24 protein-coding genes and 1 riboswitch are annotated in these 20,306 nt (G+C 67.1%); of the genes, 20 read left to right on the forward strand and 4 right to left on the reverse strand.

The genetic code is table 11. The features are described 5' to 3' along the window. Positions 1-67: 67 nt before the first annotated feature. Positions 68-667, reverse strand: coding sequence for a DNA-J related domain-containing protein (locus tag ACFPU0_RS18765; RefSeq protein WP_377694789.1), 600 nt, complete (start codon positions 665-667; stop codon positions 68-70). 101 nt (positions 668-768) lie between these two features. On the opposite strand from ACFPU0_RS18765, the gene ttcA reads away from it, so the two are divergent. The 6 genes from ttcA (at position 769) to ACFPU0_RS18795 (ending at position 5,208) form a co-directional block, all read left to right on the forward strand. Beyond that, positions 769-1,593: a tRNA 2-thiocytidine(32) synthetase TtcA gene (gene ttcA, locus ACFPU0_RS18770; RefSeq protein ID WP_377694790.1), complete on the forward strand. Its 825-nt coding sequence runs from the start codon at positions 769-771 to the stop codon at positions 1,591-1,593. Positions 1,594-1,687: 94 nt separating this feature from the next. Beyond that, entirely contained in the window at positions 1,688-2,359 is a 672-nt protein-coding gene (locus ACFPU0_RS18775) for a DNA-3-methyladenine glycosylase I (protein ID WP_377694791.1), read from the forward strand. A 66-nt stretch (positions 2,360-2,425) separates the two neighbouring features. Next, the gene (locus ACFPU0_RS18780) at positions 2,426-3,190 is read left to right on the forward strand and encodes an NAD-dependent deacylase (protein ID WP_377694792.1); all 765 of its coding nucleotides are present in this window, start codon (positions 2,426-2,428) and stop codon (positions 3,188-3,190) included. Positions 3,191-3,269: 79 nt separating this feature from the next. Continuing rightward, positions 3,270-3,890 (forward strand): C40 family peptidase, encoded by a 621-nt coding sequence (locus ACFPU0_RS18785; RefSeq protein ID WP_377694793.1) that lies wholly within the window; start codon positions 3,270-3,272, stop codon positions 3,888-3,890. Positions 3,891-4,031: 141 nt separating this feature from the next. Beyond that, positions 4,032-4,550 (forward strand): C40 family peptidase, encoded by a 519-nt coding sequence (locus ACFPU0_RS18790; protein WP_377694795.1) that lies wholly within the window; start codon positions 4,032-4,034, stop codon positions 4,548-4,550. Between the two features lie 7 nt (positions 4,551-4,557). After that, a complete protein-coding gene (locus tag ACFPU0_RS18795) occupies positions 4,558-5,208 on the forward strand; it encodes an O-methyltransferase (RefSeq protein WP_377694796.1) in 651 nt (216 codons plus the stop codon). Positions 5,209-5,455: 247 nt separating this feature from the next. On the opposite strand, the gene ACFPU0_RS18800 is transcribed toward ACFPU0_RS18795, so the two are convergent. Together ACFPU0_RS18800 and ACFPU0_RS18805 are read right to left on the reverse strand one after the other, a co-directional pair. Beyond that, positions 5,456-5,797 (reverse strand): type II toxin-antitoxin system RelE/ParE family toxin, encoded by a 342-nt coding sequence (locus tag ACFPU0_RS18800; protein WP_377694797.1) that lies wholly within the window; start codon positions 5,795-5,797, stop codon positions 5,456-5,458. Next, positions 5,781-6,068 carry a type II toxin-antitoxin system Phd/YefM family antitoxin gene (locus ACFPU0_RS18805; protein ID WP_377694798.1) on the reverse strand — a complete coding sequence of 96 codons (288 nt, stop codon included), beginning with the start codon at positions 6,066-6,068 and terminating at the stop codon, positions 5,781-5,783. Before ACFPU0_RS18805 ends, ACFPU0_RS18800 begins: the two co-directional genes overlap by 17 nt. A gap of 160 nt (positions 6,069-6,228) precedes the next feature. After that, positions 6,229-6,442: riboswitch (cobalamin riboswitch) on the forward strand. A 70-nt stretch (positions 6,443-6,512) separates the two neighbouring features. Between ACFPU0_RS18805 and btuB the strand changes: the two genes are divergently transcribed. From btuB to ACFPU0_RS18860, 11 genes are all read left to right on the forward strand, one after another. After that, the gene (btuB, locus tag ACFPU0_RS18810; protein ID WP_377694820.1) at positions 6,513-8,378 is read left to right on the forward strand and encodes a TonB-dependent vitamin B12 receptor; all 1,866 of its coding nucleotides are present in this window, start codon (positions 6,513-6,515) and stop codon (positions 8,376-8,378) included. Positions 8,379-8,391: 13 nt separating this feature from the next. Further along, on the forward strand, positions 8,392-9,003 hold the full coding sequence (gene cobO, locus ACFPU0_RS18815) for a cob(I)yrinic acid a,c-diamide adenosyltransferase (RefSeq protein WP_377694800.1): 612 nt from the start codon (positions 8,392-8,394) through the stop codon (positions 9,001-9,003). A 90-nt stretch (positions 9,004-9,093) separates the two neighbouring features. After that, positions 9,094-10,392 carry a cobyrinate a,c-diamide synthase gene (locus ACFPU0_RS18820; RefSeq protein ID WP_377694801.1) on the forward strand — a complete coding sequence of 433 codons (1,299 nt, stop codon included), beginning with the start codon at positions 9,094-9,096 and terminating at the stop codon, positions 10,390-10,392. Further along, positions 10,389-11,039 (forward strand): 5,6-dimethylbenzimidazole synthase, encoded by a 651-nt coding sequence (gene bluB / locus ACFPU0_RS18825; RefSeq protein WP_377694802.1) that lies wholly within the window; start codon positions 10,389-10,391, stop codon positions 11,037-11,039. The genes ACFPU0_RS18820 and bluB overlap by 4 nt, the downstream gene beginning before the upstream one ends. After that, positions 11,036-11,944 (forward strand): adenosylcobinamide-phosphate synthase CbiB, encoded by a 909-nt coding sequence (gene cbiB, locus ACFPU0_RS18830; protein ID WP_377694803.1) that lies wholly within the window; start codon positions 11,036-11,038, stop codon positions 11,942-11,944. Before bluB ends, cbiB begins: the two co-directional genes overlap by 4 nt. Further along, complete coding sequence (gene cobD, locus ACFPU0_RS18835) at positions 11,937-12,929, forward strand: threonine-phosphate decarboxylase CobD (protein WP_377694804.1); 993 nt, start codon at positions 11,937-11,939, stop codon at positions 12,927-12,929. Before cbiB ends, cobD begins: the two co-directional genes overlap by 8 nt. Then, a complete protein-coding gene (locus ACFPU0_RS18840) occupies positions 12,926-14,395 on the forward strand; it encodes a cobyric acid synthase (RefSeq protein WP_377694805.1) in 1,470 nt (489 codons plus the stop codon). Before cobD ends, ACFPU0_RS18840 begins: the two co-directional genes overlap by 4 nt. Beyond that, positions 14,388-14,909: a bifunctional adenosylcobinamide kinase/adenosylcobinamide-phosphate guanylyltransferase gene (gene cobU, locus ACFPU0_RS18845; protein ID WP_377694806.1), complete on the forward strand. Its 522-nt coding sequence runs from the start codon at positions 14,388-14,390 to the stop codon at positions 14,907-14,909. The genes ACFPU0_RS18840 and cobU overlap by 8 nt, the downstream gene beginning before the upstream one ends. Then, the gene (gene cobT, locus ACFPU0_RS18850; protein WP_377694807.1) at positions 14,906-15,964 is read left to right on the forward strand and encodes a nicotinate-nucleotide--dimethylbenzimidazole phosphoribosyltransferase; all 1,059 of its coding nucleotides are present in this window, start codon (positions 14,906-14,908) and stop codon (positions 15,962-15,964) included. Before cobU ends, cobT begins: the two co-directional genes overlap by 4 nt. Continuing rightward, complete coding sequence (gene cobC / locus ACFPU0_RS18855; RefSeq protein WP_377694808.1) at positions 15,961-16,527, forward strand: alpha-ribazole phosphatase family protein; 567 nt, start codon at positions 15,961-15,963, stop codon at positions 16,525-16,527. Before cobT ends, cobC begins: the two co-directional genes overlap by 4 nt. Beyond that, positions 16,524-17,273, forward strand: a complete 750-nt coding sequence (locus ACFPU0_RS18860) for an adenosylcobinamide-GDP ribazoletransferase (protein ID WP_377694809.1) — start codon at positions 16,524-16,526, stop codon at positions 17,271-17,273. The genes cobC and ACFPU0_RS18860 overlap by 4 nt, the downstream gene beginning before the upstream one ends. Before the next feature lie 105 nt (positions 17,274-17,378). Here ACFPU0_RS18860 and ACFPU0_RS18865 read toward each other — a convergent pair whose 3' ends face one another. Beyond that, on the reverse strand, positions 17,379-17,747 hold the full coding sequence (locus tag ACFPU0_RS18865) for an endonuclease domain-containing protein (RefSeq protein ID WP_377694810.1): 369 nt from the start codon (positions 17,745-17,747) through the stop codon (positions 17,379-17,381). Positions 17,748-17,917: 170 nt separating this feature from the next. Between ACFPU0_RS18865 and ACFPU0_RS18870 the strand changes: the two genes are divergently transcribed. The 3 genes from ACFPU0_RS18870 (at position 17,918) to ACFPU0_RS18880 (ending at position 20,305) form a co-directional block, all read left to right on the forward strand. After that, positions 17,918-18,331, forward strand: coding sequence for a MarR family winged helix-turn-helix transcriptional regulator (locus ACFPU0_RS18870; protein WP_377694811.1), 414 nt, complete (start codon positions 17,918-17,920; stop codon positions 18,329-18,331). 43 nt (positions 18,332-18,374) lie between these two features. Continuing rightward, positions 18,375-19,580, forward strand: a complete 1,206-nt coding sequence (locus ACFPU0_RS18875) for an MFS transporter (RefSeq protein ID WP_377694812.1) — start codon at positions 18,375-18,377, stop codon at positions 19,578-19,580. 170 nt (positions 19,581-19,750) lie between these two features. Continuing rightward, positions 19,751-20,305, forward strand: coding sequence for a glutathione peroxidase (locus ACFPU0_RS18880; protein ID WP_377694813.1), 555 nt, complete (start codon positions 19,751-19,753; stop codon positions 20,303-20,305). The last annotated feature ends 1 nt before the right edge of the window (position 20,306 follow it).

Genomic DNA, 20,306 nt, shown 5'->3' on the forward strand with positions numbered 1-20,306 from the left:
TGCGACCTTATGTCGCAGTATAGGCAGGCAAGCTGAAGGCGCCTTAGAGCGAATCGAAGAATCAGACTCAGCTGTAATAGCGTTGAAGTATTTCCATGGCCTTGTTGATCGATTGCAGGCGCGAGGTACTGCCGCCGCGATCGGGGTGGTGCAGGCTCACCAGCTGGCGGTAGCGCTGCTTGATCAGGGTCAGGCTGAGTGGCTGGCTGCCGTCATGCAGGCCGAAGAGCTCCAGGGCCGCGAGCTTTTCCTCGCTGCCCTGCATCCGCGTCCAGAAGCTGGCCAGGAGCCGTTCCACATCCTCTTCGGTGGTTTCCCGCAGGTTCTTCAGATCCAGATAGTAGTCCCGTAGCGGGTCCAGTTCGCTGAGGGCCGCTGTCGTGCCCGGTACGCAAGGCAGCAACTGGACGCACAGGGGGCTGATGGCAAGCCGGGCGAGCCCCTCGCCGTTCAGCCGGTCGCGCAGGAGGTAGAGGGCGTTGAACACCAGGAAATGGGTGCGGAACAGCACCAGCTTGTCGGTGAGTTCCAGGTGGGGGATATGGGTGGAGTGACGGCTCTTGAGGGCCTGGATCAGCTGATGCTCGCTCAGCCCCTGGGGCGCTCCACGCAAGAGTTCATGGAGTTGTTCGCTGAGGTCCAGGGCGGGGTCGAGGTCGCTGTTCATCCGGCGGAGCCTAGCACAGGCTGACGATGGGGCTGGGGCCGCACGCGCTTTGTGCGTAAAATAGCCAGCTTTTCGCATCTCCCCCCGGACTTCAGAGCACCATGGGCACCCTTTCGGTCAACCAGAACAAACTGCAGAAACGCATCCGCCGCCTGGCCGGCGAGGCCATCGCCGACTTCAACATGATCGAGGATGGCGACAAGGTCATGGTCTGCCTGTCCGGCGGTAAGGACAGCTACACCATGCTGGACGTGCTGCTCTACCTGCAGAAGGTGGCGCCGATCAAGTTCGAGATAGTGGCGGTGAACATGGACCAGAAGCAGCCCGGCTTCCCCGAGCACGTGCTGCCGGCCTACCTGGAGTCCATCGGCGTGGCGTACCACATCATCGAGAAGGACACCTACTCGGTGGTGAAGGAGAAGATCCCGGAGGGCAAGACCACCTGCTCGCTCTGCTCGCGACTGCGCCGTGGCACCCTCTATACCTTCGCCGACGAGATCGGCGCCACCAAGATGGCCCTGGGGCACCACCGCGACGACATCCTGGAAACCTTCTTCCTCAATATGTTCTACGGCGGCACCCTCAAGGCCATGCCGCCGAAGCTGCGTGCTGACGACGGCCGCAACGTGGTGATCCGCCCGCTGGCCTACTGCAACGAGGCTGATATCGAGGCCTACTCCAGGCTCAAGGAGTTCCCGATCATCCCGTGCAACCTCTGCGGTTCCCAGGAGAACCTGCAGCGCCAGGTGGTCAAGGAAATGCTCAACGAGTGGGAGCGCAAGTCCCCGGGCCGTACCGAGATCATGTTCCGCGCCCTGCAGAACGTGGTGCCCTCGCAATTGGCCGACCGCAACCTGTTCGACTTCGTCAACCTGCGCATCGACGAAACCGCCGCGCCGCGCACCCTGGACGTGGTCAATATCTGATCCTGCTTCTTGTAGGAGCGAGCTTGCTCGCGAATGTTCGCCAGCAAGCTGGCTCCTGCCGGAAACCGCACGCTCTGGCTCGAAAGGACTCCCTATGCGCGATTACCGCTGGCTCCACAAATACTGCCTGAACCGCTTCGGCTCGGCCGAAGCCCTGGAGGCGCGCCTGCCGCAGCCGCGCAGCGACGCTGAGCTGCGCTCGCTCGGCGATGACCGCTACCTGTCGCTGATGGCCCTGCGGGTGTTCCGTGCCGGCCTCAAGCACAGCCTGGTGGATGCCAAGTGGCCCGCCTTCGAAGAGGTGTTCTTCGGCTTCGACCCGCAGAAGGTGGTGCTGATGAGCGCCGAGCATCTGGAGCGGCTGATGCAGGACACCCGGCTGATCCGTCACCTGGGCAAGCTCAAGAGCGTGCCGCGCAATGCCCAGTTCGTGCTGGACGTGGCACGGGAGAAAGGCAGCTTCGGCGCGCTGATCGCCGATTGGCCGGTGACCGATATAGTCGGGTTGTGGAAATTCCTCGCCAAACGCGGCAACCAGCTGGGTGGGCTGTCGGCGCCGCGTTTCCTGCGCATGGTCGGCAAGGATACTTTCATCCCCACCGATGACATGGTCGCCGCCCTCAAGGCCCAGGACGTCATCGACAAGGCGCCCACCAGCCAGAAGGACCTGGCCCAGGTCCAGGCCGCCTTCAATCAGTGGCACGCCGAGAGCGGCAGGCCCCTCTGCCAGCTGTCGGTGATGCTGGCCCACACCGTCAACCACTGATCACGCGGTTGCGCTGGCCTTCGCTACGGGCGGACACTGGGCGCGGTCAGGAACAGGGGGCGGGAAATGTCGGATATCCAGCGTGTGGCGGCGGCTCTGAAGGCCGCCGAGAGAATCCTGGTCATTACCGGGGCGGGGTTGTCGGCCGACTCCGGCCTGCCCACCTACCGCGGGCTTGGCGGGCTCTACAACGGCGTGACGGAGGAGGGGCTGCCCATTGAAGAGGCGCTCTCCGGGCCCATGCTGCGGCGCAATCCGGCGCTTTGCTGGAAGTACCTGGCCCAGCTGGGGCGTGCTTGCCTGGGCGCGCGGCCGAACGCCGGCCATGAAGCCATCGCCGAGCTGCAGCGGCTCAAGCCCGAATGCTGGGTGTTGACCCAGAACATCGACGGCTACCACCGGCAGGCGGGCTCGCCGCCTGAGCGGCTGATCGAGATCCATGGCGAGCTTTCGCCGCTCTTTTGCCAGTCCTGCGGGGCGGAAAGCCCCGACCTAGCCCGACATCTGGCAGGGGAAATGCCTCCCAAATGTCATGAGTGTGGTGGTATTCTCCGTCCGCCCGTGGTGTTGTTCGAGGAAATGCTCCCTGAGCAGGCCATCGACAACCTCTACGCCGAGCTACGCAAGGGATTCGATGCGGTGATCTCGGTGGGAACCACGGCGAGCTTTCCCTACATCATCGAGCCTGTCATCCGCACCCGCGCAGCCGGCGGTTTCACCGTGGAAATCAATCCGGCCCGCACCGACCTCAGCCCAGTGGTCGACGTCCATCTGCAAGGAAAGGCCTTAGATGTTCTGCAAGGACTGCTAAGTCACATTTCGGGCGATTAAATTTGCAAATGAGGGTGATAGAAGGCATAGTCGCGCCTTCATCATTTTTCATTCCATTTCATTCGACACGGTCGTGCCCATGCTGAAGCGCTTCGCACCCCTCGTGCCTGTCACCTTCGCCCTGTTTCTCGCCGCTTGCGCAGGCAATGTGCAGCAGCAACCCCAGTCCCAGGCGCCGGTTGCCGATGGCGCCCCCGATTCGCTGCTGAGTGAGCGCGAACCCACCGCCCTGGACCTGGCCAACCTCACCGACGACGAGCCCTACCAGATGCCCTCCCTGGCCGACGGCCTGCTGGAGCGCGGTTTCGAACTGGTGGGCACGCCTTACCGCTTCGGCGGCCGTTCGCTGAAGACCGGCTTCGATTGCAGCGGCTTCGTCGGCTACCTGTTCAAGGAAGAGGCGGGCATCCAGTTGCCGCGCTCCACCCGCGAGATGATCAACCTGGATGCTCCGGTGATCGCGCGCAGCGAGCTGAAGCCCGGCGATATCGTCTTCTTCAATAACCGTGGCCGCGGCCGCGTCAGTCACGCCGGCATCTATATAGGCGACGACCAGTTCATCCACTCCAGCAGCAGCCGCAGCGGCGGCGTGCGCGTCGACAGCCTCGACGATCGCTACTGGAAGGCCAGCTATATGGAGGCCAAGCGCGTCCTGGCGATGAACACCGCTTCTTCGAGTCGCCATCCGCTGCATCGCTGATCAGGCGGGTTGAAACGAAAAGCCGAGACCGTCTCAATGACCGCCTCGGTTTTTTTCTGCCCCGCCGCGCAGCTTCCGCTTGCAATATCACCGTGAGATCAGCAAATTAGCGTGCATTCCTCAAGTCAGGACTGACTTGCCATGCTCGCACCGGAACGCCTCGCCATCCTTGCCCTGGCTGCGCTGCTCACCGCCTGCGCGAGCAAGACGCCGCCCCCTCCCGTCGTCACCGCTCCCGTCCCGCAATTCTCGCCCGTTGCCGACGATGTGCTGTTCCGCGCCCTGGGCCTGGTGGGCACGCCCTACCGCTGGGGCGGCAATACTCCGGACAGCGGTTTCGATTGCAGCGGCCTGATCGGCTACGTCTACCGCGACGCCGCCGGTATCAGCCTGCCGCGCTCCACCCGCGAGCTGATCGCCATGGGAGCGCCCAGTATCGGCATCGATGCCCTGCAAAGCGGCGACCTGGTGTTCTTCGCCACCAACGGCGGCGGGCAGGTCAGCCACGCCGGCATCTATGTGGGTGAAGGGCGCTTCGTCCACGCGCCGCGTACCGGCGGAACGGTGCGCCTGGACAGCCTGTCCAACAGCTACTGGCAGAGAAGCTACCTGAGCGCCAAGCGCGTACTATTCGATCCACGCCTGGCTCGCACCCCCTGAGGTCTCCATGACCAACCGCACGCTGAACCTCGACGATGCCCTCTACGGTTACCTGCTCGATGTCTCGCTGCGGGAGACTCCGCTGCTCGAACGCCTGCGTGCGGAAACCGCCGCCATGCCCATGGCCCGCTGGCAGATCGCCCCGGAGCAGGGGCAGTTCATGGCGCTGCTGGTGAAGCTGACCGGTGCTCGGCGAATCCTCGAGGTGGGTACCTTCACCGGCTACAGCGCCCTGTGCATGGCCGCCGAATTGCCGGCCGCCGGCCGCATGATCTGCTGCGACCTGCCCGGCGACTACAACGCCGTCGCCCGTCGCTATTGGCAAGAGGCCGGCCTTGCCGAGCGCATCGAGCTGCGCCTGGCGCCGGCACTGGACACCCTGGCCGGCCTGGAAGCCGGCAGCTTCGATCTGATCTTCATCGACGCCGACAAGGCCAACTACCCGGCCTACCTGGAAGAGGCCCTGCGCCTGGCGCGCCAGGGCGGGCTGATCCTCTTCGACAATGTGCTCTGGAGCGGCCGTGTGCTGGAGGCCGAACCGGCAGATCCCGATACCCGCGCCATCCAGGCCCTGAACCGCGCCCTGAAGGCCGACATGCGCGTCGACCTGTCGCTGCTGCCGGTAGGCGATGGCCTGACCCTCTGTCGCAAGCGTTGACGGGCATGCCCGAATCGATCCGCCTGCCGCCCTCACCCTTCATACATAGGATGGGGCGGACGGCGTTTCGCTGGGGCGAAGCGCAACCTATCAGCCGACCATTAGTGTCCGCGTTAGCTGTTGCGAAGGGTCAAGAGTCTTGTAGGAGCCAGCTTGCTGGCGAACAGGGGCCATTCGCTGGCAAGCCAGCTCCTACGCAGGCATAGCCTTGGCTTTTGCTCCGCTCCAGCGGGGCGCCAACCTGCGTCTAGCGCATCAGGCAGTAATTGATGAGCTGCTCCTCGATGCTTTGCCTCTGGCGCAGGAAGAGCGCAATCACCACCAAGGCTTCCGGCTCGTGAAAGCGGTAGAGGATGCGGTACTCCCGGATATGCAATTCCCGATAGTGGCTGACGCCGAGAAGGGCCGCTTCCTCGCAGATGGGGGCTGCCAGTGGATGGGCTTTCAGGCGACCTTCGACATCTCTTACCAGCTTGATCAGCGTTGATTGCGCCTGGTCGGGGCCGACGTGGGGCGTCAGGTGATGAACCTGGGAAATCAGGCTTTCTTCAGCGGTTGATGCGTAGGCGACTTCAGTCGTCTTGCTCATTCGGAGAGGCTCCTGCCGTTCCTTGTGCAGCAGGGCTGCGCTGTTTGAGGCGCTCCAGCAAGGTGTCACCAGAGATCAGCCGGCCCTCGGCCGTATCGCGGTCGGCGAAGGACAGCAGTTTGATCAAGGCAAGGGCTTCGTCGCGGCGCTTGCGTTCGGCATAGGACTCGACCACATAGGCCGGCACACCATTCTGGGTGATCACCATGGGTTCGCTGAGATCCAGCGAGGCAGCATGCTGCTTCAGGTAGCTGATGGTTTGAATTTTCATGGTGTGCTCCGTGGTGGAGGAGGGCGCTTTACCCCGTAGGGGTAAGGCGCCCCCAGGAGGGGCGCGCTGTAGCAGTGGGCTGTTTATAGTCTGAATTAGGACCGGGTGCAATCCGGCACTTCGGAACGGCTCGAATTGACGCTATCCCCATGAGTCTCTAACCTTCGCCGCTGCCTCAGGTGCCCCTTGGCTCTTGCCCAAGGGGTGAAACAGGGAAGCCGGTCCATTCCTACGAAGAATCCGGCGCTGCCCCCGCAACGGTAGGCGAGTAGAACGCCGCAACAGGCCACTGTGCTCAGGCATGGGAAGGCGCGGCAGGGGAGCCTTGGCTCCACTCGCAAGCCCGGAGACCGGCCTGGCGCAAGCAGGGCATCGCGGAGCTGTTCCGCATGCAGTACCCCTTGTAGATGTCGCGCGGGTGGCACGACGGAGATCCAGACCTTGATTCGCAAGCCTTTCATCAGGCCGGCGGCGTTCGCGCTGCTCGGCGGCACATCCATTTCCCCCTTCCTGGCGGCGGCGCCCCTGACCCTGGACGAGCAGGTGGTCACCGCCACCCGCAGCGAACGGCCGGTGCGCGCCAGCCTGGCCGCCACTACCGTGATCGATCGCGAAGAGATCGAGCGCAGCCAGGCCCAGTCGGTGCCCGACCTGCTGCGCAAGGTGCCGGGAGTGACCCTGAGCAACAACGGCGGCCCGGGCAAGAACACCACGGTGTTCATGCGCGGCAGCGAGTCCGACCATGTACTGGTGCTGATCGATGGCATCAAGGTGGGATCGGTCAGTAACGGGCTCACCGCCTTCCAGGACCTGCCCGTCGAGCTGATCGAGCGCATCGAGGTGGTCCGTGGCCCGCGCTCCAGTCTCTACGGCTCCGAGGCCATCGGCGGAGTGATCCAGATCTTCACCCGCAAGGGCGGCGAGGGGCGTGCCAAGCCCTGGTTCTCCGCCGGCTATGGCACCCACGACCGCTATGAAGGCAGCGCCGGCGTTTCCGGCGGAGACGGCAAGGGTTGGTACAACCTTGGCGTCAGCAGCCAGGACACCGACGGCATCGACGCACTCGATGCGCGAAGCAGCTATCACGAGCCTGATGCCGACGGTTATCGCAACCTGTCCGGCAGCCTCGGCGGCGGTTATCGCTTCGACAATGGCCTGGAACTCGATGGCACGCTGCTGCGCGTTCGTGGCCACAACGACTATGACCTGGTCAGCTCGTTCAATCCGGGTGGCGGGTTGAACGCCAACGCCGATAACGAGCAACGGCTCATCGGCGGTCGTGCCCGTTTCAGCCCCCTGGAGCCCTGGGATGTGACCTTGCAGGCCGGTCGCAGTGAAGACCTTTCCCGTGAGGAAACGGGAGGGCTTTTCTCCTCACGCTTCGATTCCCAGCGCAATTCGGCTTCCTGGCTGAACGACCTGACCCTGGCCGAAGGCCATGTGCTGACCCTGGGGTACGACTGGCAGCAGGACGAAGTCAGCGGTTCCACGGCCTTCGACAAGGACTCACGGCTGAACAGGGGCTGGTTCGCCCAGTACCTGGGGGAGCACGGGCGCCAGGATTGGCAGCTGTCCCTGCGTCGCGATGACAACGAGCAGTTCGGCACCCACGACACCGGCAGCGCTGCCTGGGGCTACGCCCTTACCGACGCTGTGCGCTTCAGCCTCAGCTATGGCACCGCCTTCAAGGCGCCGACCTTCAACGAGCTGTACTTCCCCGACTATGGCAACCCGAATCTGGACGCGGAAACCTCCGAGACCCTCGAGGTCGGCCTGGCCGGCGAGCACGCCTGGGGGCGCTGGTCGGCCAACGCCTTCCGCACCCGCGTGGACGACCTGATCGTCCATGACGCCAACTCCGGGCTCGGGCCCTTCGGCAGCCCCAACAATATCGGCGAGGCGCGCATGGATGGCGTCGAACTGGTGCTGGGCAGCCAGTGGCTGGGCTGGAACTGGCAGGCCAACGCCACCCTGCTCGATGCCGAGAATCGTGCAGACGACGCCAACAAGGGGAACGACTTGCCGCGCCGTGCCCGGCAGGTGTTCAACCTCGACCTGGATCGCCGCATCGGCCGCTTCGGCATGGGAGCGACCCTGCATGCCGAAGGGCGGCGCTACGACGATGTGGAAAATGACCAGCGTCTGGCCGGCTACGCCACTGTCGACCTGCGTGGCGAGTACTGGCTGACCGAGGAGTGGCGCCTGCAGGCGAAGGTGACCAATCTGTTGGATGCCGACTACGAAACCGCACTGGACTTCAACCAGCCGGGGCAGGCGGTGTTTTTCACCGTCCGCTACCAGGCCCTGTGACGAGGATGTCCCCATGAGTGAATCCACTGACCGCGACGCCCGCCACAAGGCGCGCATGCAACGCAAGAAAGCCGTGATCGACGAGAAGATCGCCCAGGCCCAGGACGAATACGGCTTGCTGCTGGTGCACACCGGCAACGGCAAGGGCAAGAGCAGCTCGGCCTTCGGCATGGTCGCCCGCGCCCTCGGCCACGGCCTCAAGGTGGGTGTGGTGCAGTTCATCAAGGGCGGCATGTCCACCGGCGAGGAGAACTTCTTCCGGCGCTTCCCCGACGAGGTCAGTTACCACGTGATGGGCGAGGGCTACACCTGGGATACCCAGGACCGCCAGCGCGATATCGAGAAGGCCCGTGCCGCCTGGGCCGTCGCCCGCACCCTGCTGGACGACCCGCAGGTAAGCCTGGTGGTGCTGGATGAGCTGAACATCGCCCTCAAGCATGGCTACCTGGAGCTGGACGAGGTGCTGCGGGATATCGAATCCCGCCCCGAGCACCAGCATGTGGTGGCCACCGGCCGCGGCGCGCCCCAGGGACTGATCGACGCTGCCGATACCGTCACTGAGATGACTGTGGTCAAGCACGCCTTCAAGGCCGGCGTGAAGGCCCAGAAGGGCGTGGAATTCTGATGGCTTTCCCACATTCCCCCTCTCCCGTCACGGAGATGGCGCTTCCAACTCCCTCTCCCTTCAGGGAGAGGGCCGGGGAGAGGGCCCTCCATGACTGACCACTCCAGATCCTGTCCCGCGCTGCTGATCGCCGCCCCCGCCTCCGGCCAGGGCAAGACCACGGTCACCGCCGCGCTCGCTCGCCTGCACGCTCGCGAGGGCAAGCGCGTGCGGGTATTCAAGTGCGGGCCGGACTTCCTCGACCCGATGATCCTCGCCCGCGCCTCCGGTGCGCCGGTCTACCAGCTGGACCTGTGGATGGTGGGCGAGGCCCAAAGCCGTCGCCTGCTCTGGGAAGCGGCGGGGGAGGCCGACCTGATCCTGATCGAGGGCGTCATGGGCCTGTTCGACGGCTCGCCCTCGGCCGCCGACCTGGCGCGGCGCTTCGGCGTACCGGTGCTCGGCGTGATCAATGGCGCGGCGATGGCCCAGACCTTCGGCGCCCTGGCCGTGGGCCTGGCCACCTACCAGCCGGACCTGCCCTTTGCCGGCGTGCTCGGCAACCGGGTCGGCAGCCAGCGCCATAGCGACCTGATTCGCGACAGCCTGCCGGGGTGGATCCGCTGGTACGGCTCCCTGCCGCGCAGCGCCGAGGTCGAGCTGCCCAGCCGTCACCTGGGGCTGGTGCAGGCCGAGGAACTGGCGGACCTGGATGCGCGCCTGGACGCCGCCGCCGATGCCCTGGCCGCCAGCGCCGAAGTCGCCTTGCCGCCGGCGGTCGAGTTCACCGCCCCCGAGCCGCAAGCTCTGGGCGACCAACTGGCCGGCGTGCGCATAGGCGTGGCGCGGGACACCTCCTTCGCTTTCCTCTACCAGGCCAATCTCGACTTGTTGCAGCGGCTGGGCGCCGAGCTGGTGTTCTTCTCGCCGCTGGAGGATGAACAACTGCCGGAAGTGGACAGCCTCTACCTGCCGGGCGGCTACCCGGAACTGCACCTCGGGAAACTCGCCGGCAACCGCGCCATGGCCGAGGCCATCCGTGCCCACCACGAGGGCGGCAAGCCGATCCTCGCCGAGTGCGGCGGCATGCTCTACCTGCTGGATGCCCTTACCGACGCGGGCGGCGAGACGGCCGAGCTGGTCGGTCTGCTGCCCGGCCGCGCCACCATGCAGAAGCGCCTGGCGGCCCTGGCGCTGCAGGAAGCGCCGCTGCCGGAAGGCAGCCTGCGCGGGCATACCTTCCACCACTCGCTGCTGGAGTCTGCGCTGGAACCCCTGGTCCGTGGTCTCTGCCCGAACGACAAGCCGGTGGCCGAAGCGGTATTCCGTCGCGGCCGGCTGACGGCTTCCTACATTCACTTCTACCTGCCGTCCAATCCCCGGGCGGCCGCGGAGCTGTTCCGACCATGAGCGAACACGCCTTCAGCCCCGATGAGCGCGCGGCGGTCTACCGGGTCATTGCCGAGCGCCGCGACATGCGCCATTTCAGCGGCGGCGAGGTGGCCCCCGAGCTGCTGGCGCGGCTGCTGGAGGCCGCCCACCAGGCGCCCAGCGTCGGCCTCATGCAGCCCTGGCGCTTCATACGCGTCACCACGACGGCGCTGCGCGAAGGTATCCATGCCCTGGTGGAGTCCGAGCGGGTGCGCACCGCCGAGGCCCTGGGCGAGCGCTCGGACGAGTTCATGCGGCTCAAGGTGGAAGGCATCCGCGACTGCGCCGAATTGCTGGTGGCAGCCCTGATGGACGGCCGCGAGGCCCATGTGTTCGGCCGCCGCACCCTGCCGGAAATGGACCTCGCCTCGCTCTCCTGCGCCATCCAGAACATGTGGCTTGTGGCCCGCGCCGAGGGGCTGGGCATGGGCTGGGTGTCGCTGTTCGATCCCGACGCCCTGGCCGACCTGCTGGGCATGCCGGCCGGCAGCAAGCCCCTGGCGGTGCTCTGCCTGGGGCCGGTCACCGAGTTCTACCCGGCGCCCATGCTGGCCCTGGAGGGTTGGGCGCAGCCGCGCCCGCTGGCCGAGCTGGTATTCGAGAACCGCTGGGGGAACCGCCCATGAGCCTGGGATTCCTCACCCTTGGCGCGGTGGCGCTGGATGCCCTGTTCGGCGAACCCAGGGGCTGGCACCCGCTGGTGGCCTTCGGCAAGCTCGCCGGCCGCCTGGAGCAGCGCTTCAATCCCGGCGGCCGTGGCTGGCGCAGCCATGGCGTCAGCGCCTGGACGCTGGCGGTGCTGCCGCTCACATTCGGCGCCTGGCTGCTTTCGGAGCTGCCCTACATTGGCTGGTTGGTGGGGGTGGTCGCGCTTTATGCCGCCATCGGCCTGCGCAGCCTCAACGAACATGCCGAGCCGGTGGCCGCCGCCTTGCAGGCGGGCGACCTTGCCGAGGCGCGCAAGCGCGTCGGCTATATGGTCAGCCGCGAAACCCGTGAACTGGACGAGCCCGCCGTGGCCCGCGCCGCCACCGAATCGGTGCTGGAGAACGGCAGCGACGCGGTGTTCGCCGCGCTCTTCTGGTTCGCCGTGGCCGGTGCGCCGGGGGTGGTCCTCTACCGCCTGTCCAATACCCTGGACGCCATGTGGGGCTATCGCAACGAGCGTTTCGAGCGCTTCGGCTGGGCGGCGGCGCGCATCGATGACGTGCTCAACTACATCCCGGCCCGCCTGGTGGCCCTGACCTACGCGCTGCTCGGCAAGACCGGCCTGGCCTTGCGCTGCTGGCGCCGGCAGGCCCCGCAGTGGGACAGCCCCAATGCCGGTCCGGTGATGGCCGCCGGTGCCGGCGCCCTGGGCGTGGCCCTGGGCGGGCCGGCGGTCTACCACGGCGAACTGCACCAGCGCCCGGTGCTGGGCGAAGGCCCGGCGGCGCGCGCCGAGGACATCGGCCGCGCCATGGATCTGGTACGCCAGGGCGTGCTGCTCTGGCTGGCGCTACTGATCAGCGGAGGCTGGCTCCTTGCTTGAACATGGCGGACGGCTGCGCGCGGCGGCGCAGCGCTACGGCATAGCCGAGGCCGACTGGCTCGACCTCTCCACCGGCATCGCGCCCTATGGCTGGGAACTGCCGTCCCTTCCGGCCGCGGCCTGGGCGCGCCTGCCCGAACTGGATGACGGCCTGGAAGCGGCGGCGCGGCAGTACTACGGCTGCGACTCCCTGCTGCCGGTGGCCGGCTCCCAGGCGGCGATCCAGGCGCTGCCGCGCCTGCGTGGACGCAGCCGGGTCGGGGTGATCTCGCCTTGTTACGCCGAGCACGCCCACGCCTGGCGCCGCGAAGGCCATGAGCTGGAAGAGCTGGACGCCGATACCGCCGAGCGCGAACTGGAACGCTTCGACCTGTTGCTGGTGGTCAACCCCAACAATCCCACCGGCCAGCGGCTGGCAGCGGAACGCCTGCTGGCCTGGCGCGCGCGCCTGGTGAAGCGGGGCGGCTGGCTGCTGGTGGACGAAGCCTTCATGGACTGCACGCCGCAGCACAGCCTGGCCGGCCATTGCCCGCTGCCGGGGCTGGTGGTGCTGCGCTCCTTCGGCAAGTTCTTCGGCCTGGCGGGCATTCGCCTCGGCTTCGTGCTGGCCGAGGCGCCAGTGCTGAACGGGCTGAACGAATGGCTCGGACCCTGGGCGGTGAGTGGGCCGGCGCGGGCCCTGGCCAAGGCGATCCTGCTCGACCGGCCCGGGCAGGAGCGCCAGCGCCAGCGCCTGCTGGCCGACGGCCAACGCCTGGAAGGCCTGCTGCGGGCCTGCGACCTGGCGCCCAGTGGCGGCACCGCGCTGTTCCAGCGACTGGTTCGTGGCGACGCCGCGGCCCTGCACGAATTCCTCGCCGCCCGCGGCATCCTCACCCGCCTGCTCGCCACGCCGCCCAGCCTGCGTTTCGGCCTGCCGCCGGACGAAGCGGGCTGGGCACGCCTGGGCCAGGCCCTGATCGACTATTCCAAGGAACATCCATGACCACCCTGATGGTGCAGGGCACCACCTCCGACGCCGGCAAGAGCACCCTGGTGACCGCCCTGTGCCGCTGGCTCAGGCGCCAGGGCGTGGCGGTGGCGCCGTTCAAGCCGCAGAACATGGCGCTGAACAGCGCGGTGACCCTGGACGGCGGCGAGATCGGTCGCGCCCAGGCCGTGCAGGCCCAGGCCAGCGGCCTGGCGCCCCACACCGACATGAACCCGGTGCTGCTCAAGCCCAATACCGACATAGGCGCCCAGGTGATCATCCATGGCCGCGCGGTCACCAGCATGAATGCCGCGGCCTATCACGACTACAAGAAGGTCGCGATGCAGGCCGTGCTGCAGTCCCACCAGCGCCTTTCGGCCCAGTACCCGGTGGTGCTGGTGGAGGGCGCCGGCTCGCCCGCGGAGATCAACCTGCGGGCCAACGACATCGCCAACATGGGCTTCGCCGAGGCGGTGGACTGCCCGGTGATACTGGTGGCGGACATCGACCGGGGCGGGGTCTTCGCCCATCTGGTGGGCACCCTGGAACTGCTCTCGCCCAGTGAGCAGGCGCGGGTGAAGGGCTTCGTCATCAACCGCTTCCGTGGCGATATCGCCCTGCTGAAGCCGGGCCTGGACTGGCTGGAGCGGCGCACCGGCAAGCCGGTGCTGGGGGTGTTGCCCTACCTCACCGACTTCCACCTCGAAGCCGAGGACGCCATCGACCCGCGCCAGGCGGCCAAGGCCGGCGAGGCGCTGCGGGTGGCAGTGCCGGTGCTGCCGCGCATCAGCAACCATACCGACTTCGACCCCCTGCGCCTGCACCCGCAAGTGCAGCTGACCTTCGTCGCTCCCGGCCAGCCGATTCCGCCGGCGGACCTGATCATCCTGCCCGGCTCCAAGAGCGTACGCGCCGACCTCGCGCAGCTGCGCGAACAGGGCTGGGACCACACCCTGCAGCGCCACCTGCGGTATGGCGGCAAGGTGCTGGGCATTTGTGGCGGCTACCAGATGCTCGGCCGCGACATTGCCGATCCCCATGGCCTGGAAGGCCCGGCGGGGGCGAGTGCGGGCCTCGGCATGCTGGATATCGACACGGTCCTGGCGCCGGAGAAGCAACTGCGCAATGTCACTGGGCGTCTGTCGTTGGCGAATGTCCCGGTGAGCGGCTACGAAATCCATGCCGGTGTCAGTAGCGGCGCCGGCCTCGAACGTCCCGCGGTGATGCTGGCCGATGGCCGTGCCGATGGTGCTTGCAGTGCCGATGGCCAGGTCATGGGCACTTACCTGCACGGCCTGTTCGAATCCTCTGAGGCCTGCGCCGCCATCCTCCGCTGGGCTGGCCTGGAAGCGGTGCAGAGGGTGGATTACCACGCCCTGCGCGAGCGCGATATCGAGCGCCTGGCCGATCAGGTCGAGCAGCATCTGGACACCGGCCTGCTTGCCGAACTCTGCGGCATTCAGGAGCACGCCCATGCCTGAACTCATCCTGGGCGGTGCCCGCTCCGGCAAGAGCCGGCTGGCGGAGAAGCTGGCCGTCGACAGCGGCCTGAAGGTCATCTACATCGCCACCAGCCAGCCCCTGGACGGTGAAATGAGCGCGCGGGTCGCCCATCACCGCGCCCGCCGCCCCGACCACTGGGGGCTGGTGGAAGAGCCGCTGGAGCTGGCCCGCGTGCTGCGCGAGCAGGCTGCTGCCGACACCTGCCTGCTGGTGGATTGCCTGACCCTCTGGTTGACCAACCTGCTGATGCTGGACGACCCGGCGCGACTGGATGAAGAGCGCGAGGCGTTGCTCGGCTGCATCGGCGGACTGCCTGGCCGCGTGCTGCTGGTGAGCAATGAAACCGGCCTCGGCGTCGTGCCCCTGGGCGAGCTGACCCGTCGCTATGTCGACGAAGCCGGCTGGCTGCACCAGGCCCTGGCCGAACGCAGCGAACGGGTGATCTTTACCGTCGCCGGCCTGCCCATGATTCTCAAGGGAGAACCCCTATGACCCCCCTGCAATGGTGGCAGGCTCCCTGCCAGCCGCTGGATCCCATCGCCCGTGCCAAGGCCCGGGCTCGCCAGGACCAGTTGACCAAGCCGCGTGGCGCCCTAGGCCAGCTGGAAGATCTGGCCATCACCCTGGCCGCCCAACAAGGCCGGGAACGGCCGCGCGCCGACCGTCCCTGGTTCGCCGTATTCGCCGGCGACCACGGCGTGGTGGGGGAGGGCGTATCCGCCTATCCGCAGGCCGTGACCGGCGAGATGCTGCGCAACTTCGTCCGTGGCGGCGCCGCCATCAGTGTCCTGGCCAGGAACCTGGGCGCAACCCTGGAACTGGTGGACCTGGGTACCGCGCTGCCGCTGGAGCCGCTGCCGGGCGTGCTGCACCTGCATGTGGGCGCCGGCACGGCGAACTTCGCCCGTGAGCCGGCGATGACTGCCGCCCAGTGCCTGATCGCCTTGCAGGCGGGCCGTGCCAGCGTCGAGCGCGCCCAGGCGGCCGGGGCCGAGCTCTATGTCGGCGGCGAGATGGGCATCGGCAATACCACCACCGCCAGTGCCCTGGCCTGTGCCCTGCTGGGTTTGCCGGCCACTGCGCTGGCCGGCCCCGGCACCGGGCTGGATGGCCAGGGCGTGGCCCACAAGATCCGGGTGATCGAGCGTGCCCTGGCCCTGCATCGGGACGGCTGCGACAGCCCCGAGGAAATCCTGCGTCGCCTCGGCGGCTTCGAGGTTGCGGCACTGGCCGGCGCCTACCTGGCCTGCGCCCAGCTCGGGCTGCCGGCGCTGGTGGACGGTTTCATCTGCAGCGTGGCGGCGCTTTGCGCCGTGCGCCTGAACCCCGCCTGCCGCGAGTGGCTGCTGTTCGCCCATCGTTCCGCCGAGCCCGGCCACCTTGCCGTGCTGGAAGCGCTGGAGGCAGAGCCGCTGCTGGACCTCGGCCTGCGCCTGGGCGAAGGCAGCGGCGCGGCCATCGCCTTGCCGCTGCTGCGCCTGGCCTGCGAGCTGCACGGTGGCATGGCCACCTTCGCCGAGGCTTCGGTATCGGATCGGCCGGCATGAAGCTCGACCTGCTGCGCCATGGCGAAACCGAACGGGGCAGTGTCTTTCGCGGCAGCCTGGACGATCCCCTGACTGCCAGCGGCTGGGCGCAGATGCGCGCCGGCATCGACGGGGCGGGGCCCTGGGATGTGCTGGTGAGTTCGCCCCTGCAACGTTGCGCCGCCTTCGCCAACGCGTTGGAGCGGGAACTCGGCCTGCCGCTGCATATCGACGCCGACCTGCGCGAACTGCACTTCGGTCTGTGGGAGGGGCGCAGCGCCGCCGAACTGATGGAGGCGCATGCCGACGGCCTGGGCCGCTTCTGGAACGATCCCTACGGCTTCACCCCGCCCGAGGGTGAGCCCCTGCTGGACTTCGAGGCGCGGGTACTGGCCGCCGGCGAGCGCCTGCGGGAGCGTTTCGCCGGCCAACGAGTGCTGCTGGTCACCCATGGCGGCGTGATCCGCCTGCTGGTGGCCCGCGCCCGCCGGCTGCCGCGCCACCAGCTGATGCAGGTGGCGGTGGCCCACGGCGAGCTGTTCCGGCTGGTCGACGACGCGCGCGGCCTGCGGGAGCGGCCATGACGCCGCTGCTGATCGCCCTGCAGTTCCTCACACGCCTGCCGGTGCGCCTGCCCGGCATGCCCGAGCCCCGGCAGATCGGCCGGTCGCTGCTCTGGTATCCCCTGGTCGGGCTGCTGATCGGCCTGTTCCTGCTGGGAGTCGCCCATCTTCTCGACGGCCGGCCGGCGTTGCTGCAGGCGGCCCTGCTGCTGGCGTTCTGGGTCGGGCTATCCGGCGGCCTGCACCTGGATGGCCTGGCCGACACGGCGGATGCCTGGGTGGGTGGCTACGGCGACCGCGAGCGTACCCTGGAGATCATGAAGGACCCGCGCAGCGGGCCCATCGCGGTGGTGGTCCTGGTGCTGGTGTTGCTGCTGAAGTTCGCCGCGCTGGTGGCGCTGCTGGACGCCGGCCAGGCGCTGCCCCTGCTGCTGGCGCCCTGGCTGGCGCGGGGGCTGCTGCCCTTGCTGTTTCTCACCACCCCCTATGTCCGTCCCGGCGGCCTTGGCCAGGCGCTGGCCGAACACCTGCCGCGCCGCGAACTGCCGGTGTGGCTGGCGGGGCAGGGGGTGGTCATGCTGGTGCTTGGCTGGGCGGCCTGGATTGCGCTGGCGATGGCGTTGGCGGCGTTTGCCTGGTTGCGTGGCCGCTTCGTCCAGCGGCTGGGCGGGACCACCGGGGATACGGCGGGGGCGATGGTGGAATTGGTGGAGGTGGTGGTGCTGGTTTGTACCGCTGTTGCCCTCTCCCCCAGCCCCTCTCCCTGAAGGGCGAGGGGAGCCGGTCCGTGCCGCGCCCGGCTGAAGAGCCCAGCACTACTCCGGGTTCCCGGTGGCCACAAATGCTTCAGGCGCGAGTCACCCCTCTCCTCTTCAGGGAGAGGGGCCGGGGGAGAGGGTGTCGCCGGGAAACGCTTCCTTCGCCGCCAACCAGATCGCTTCCAGCACTGCATCGGTCTGCGACAGCACCTCATGATTCCAGAACCGCAGAACCCTGAAGCCACGTCGTGCCAGCCATTCATCCCGCGCCCGGTCCGATGCACTTTCCAGATGCTGCCCGCCGTCCACTTCGACCACCAGCATCCGCTCCTGGCAAATGAAGTCCAGGATGTAAGGCCCCAGAGGTTTCTGTCGCCGAAACTTCAAACCTTGCAGCCGCTTGGCGCGCAGATGCTGCCAGAGTCGTTGCTCGGCATCGGTTTGCCCAGTCCTGAGTTGCTTGGCGAATTCGAGTTTCCTCATGGCCTTATTCCTTGCCCTGGAAAACCATGATTGTCCTGCCCCCGACGCTCGGAGCGGTCTGATAACCCGCTCCGAATCCCCCGATCCCACGCCGCCAGACCCATCACCAACCATCGGTCAATGCGCAATTCGATTGACGCCCAGGACTATGCGGGTATATACACGCACCCATGTTGCCGACCCAATGCCTCTGCACCAAACTGCGCCGCGCCACCCGCAACGTGACGCGGCTCTACGACGATGCCCTTGCCGGCGTCGGGTTGAACGTCGCCCAGTATTCGCTGCTGAAGAACCTGTCGCGGCTGGACCAGCCGAGCATCACCGGTTTGGCCGAGGCCCTGGGGCTGGACCGCAGCACTCTGGGGCGCAACCTCAAGGTGCTGGAGGCCAAGCACCTGGTGCGGCTGGAGGGTGGCGAGGACCAGCGCAATCGCCTGGTGTCCCTGACACCGGCCGGCCGCGCCAGCCTCGACGAGGCGCTGCAGGCCTGGGAACGGGTGCAGGTGCAGATGGGGCAGCGCATGGGGCTGGAGAAACGAGCGGCGTTGATGGCGCTGCTGGACGATCTGGAACATATGGACTGATTTTTCGCCGAAAAGCGGGTATCTACCCGTAAAGGATTTTTCTATGACATCGGTATGGCGTACGAGTGGCTGGATTCTTCTTGGGGCATCGCTGATCCTGGCGCTGTCCCTGGGCATTCGCCATGGGTTCGGGCTGTTCCTGGCGCCCATGAGCAGTGAATTCGGCTGGGGCAGGGAGGTGTTCGCCTTCGCCATTGCCCTGCAGAACCTGATCTGGGGCGTGGCACAGCCCTTCACCGGCGCCCTGGCCGATCGCTTCGGCGCGGCGAAGACGGTGATCGTCGGTGGTGTGCTCTACGCCCTGGGCCTGGTGCTGATGGGCTTTTCCGATTCGGCCCTGTCGTTGTCCCTCAGTGCGGGCCTGCTGATCGGCATCGGCCTGTCGGGCACCTCCTTCTCGGTGATCCTCGGCGTGGTGGGCCGCGCGGTGCCGGTGGACAAGCGCAGCATGGCCATGGGCATCGCCGCGGCGGCCGGATCCTTCGGCCAGTTCGCCATGCTGCCCGGCACCCTGGGCCTGATCGGCTGGCTCGGCTGGTCGTCCGCGTTGCTGGCGCTGGGCCTGCTGGTGGCGCTGATCGTGCCGCTGGTGGGGCTGCTCAAGGACAATCCGCTGCCGGCCCAGGGCCATGAACAGAGCCTGGGCGAGGCCCTGCGCGAGGCCACCGGCCACTCGGGGTTCTGGCTGTTGGCCCTGGGTTTCTTCGTGTGTGGCTTCCAGGTGGTGTTCATCGGCGTGCATCTGCCGGCCTACCTGGTGGACCAGCACCTGCCGGCCTCGGTGGGCACCACGGTGCTGGCGCTGGTGGGATTGTTCAATGTGTTCGGTACCTACATCGCCGGCTGGCTGGGCGGTCGCCATTCCAAACCGAAGCTGCTCACCGGGCTCTACCTGCTGCGTGGCGTGGTGATAGTGGCGTTCGTCTACTCGCCGCTGACCATCTGGAGCGCCTATGCCTTCGGCATGGCCATGGGGTTGCTGTGGCTGTCCACGGTCCCCCTGACCAACGGCACGGTCGCCACCCTGTTCGGCGTGCGCAACCTGTCCATGCTCGGTGGTATCGTTTTCCTGTTTCACCAGCTGGGCGCCTTCCTCGGTGGCTGGCTGGGCGGCTACCTCTATGACCACACGGGCAGTTACGAACTGGTATGGCAGATTTCCATCTTCCTCAGTCTGGCGGCCGCCGTGCTGAACTGGCCGGTGCGCGAACAGCCGGTGGCGCGCCTGCAGCCCGCCGAGGCCGTATGAGGCTGTACCTGGGCTGGGTTTTCGGCGCGCTGCTGGTCGGCCTGCTCCTGGCTCTCGGCTGGTGGGGCTGGCAGCAGGGCGGCCTGGCGCTGATGCAGTTGGGGTTCAATTGCTAGGCGATGCGCTTGGCGGTAGCGTAGGCAGATCGCCCGAATGCGCTGGAAGCTGCCATGAACGCCTTGTCCGTACTGCCCCTGACGCTGCTCGCCCTGTTCGGTGGCCAGGCCCTGGCTGCCGAATGTCCCGCGTTGCTGCAGCATGAGCTGCCGCAACTGCGCTCCAAGGCAAGCATCGACCTCTGCCAGCGCTTCGCCGGCAAGCCCCTGCTGATCGTCAACACTGCCAGCCACTGCGGCTTCACGCCTCAGTTCAAGGGGCTGGAAGCGCTGTACAAGCGCTACAAGGGGCAGGGCTTCGAAGTGCTGGGCGTGCCCTCGAACGACTTCCGGCAGGAGGCCGCCACCACCGAGGAAACCGCCAAGGTCTGCTACATCAATTACGGCGTGACCTTCGCCATGACCCAGCCTCAACATGTCACCGGCGACGAGGCGACGCCGCTCTACAAGGAGCTGATCGCCCAGTCCGGGCAGACGCCGCGTTGGAACTTCTACAAATACGTGGTGGATCGCCAGGGCAAGGTGATCGCTCACTTTTCCAGCCTGACCAAGCCCGACGATCCCGATCTTCTGGAAGCGGTGGAAAAGGCGCTGGCCAGTCAGCCCTGAA

The organism is Pseudomonas sp. GCM10022186 (genome assembly GCF_042656385.1).
Lineage (GTDB): Bacteria > Pseudomonadota > Gammaproteobacteria > Pseudomonadales > Pseudomonadaceae > Metapseudomonas.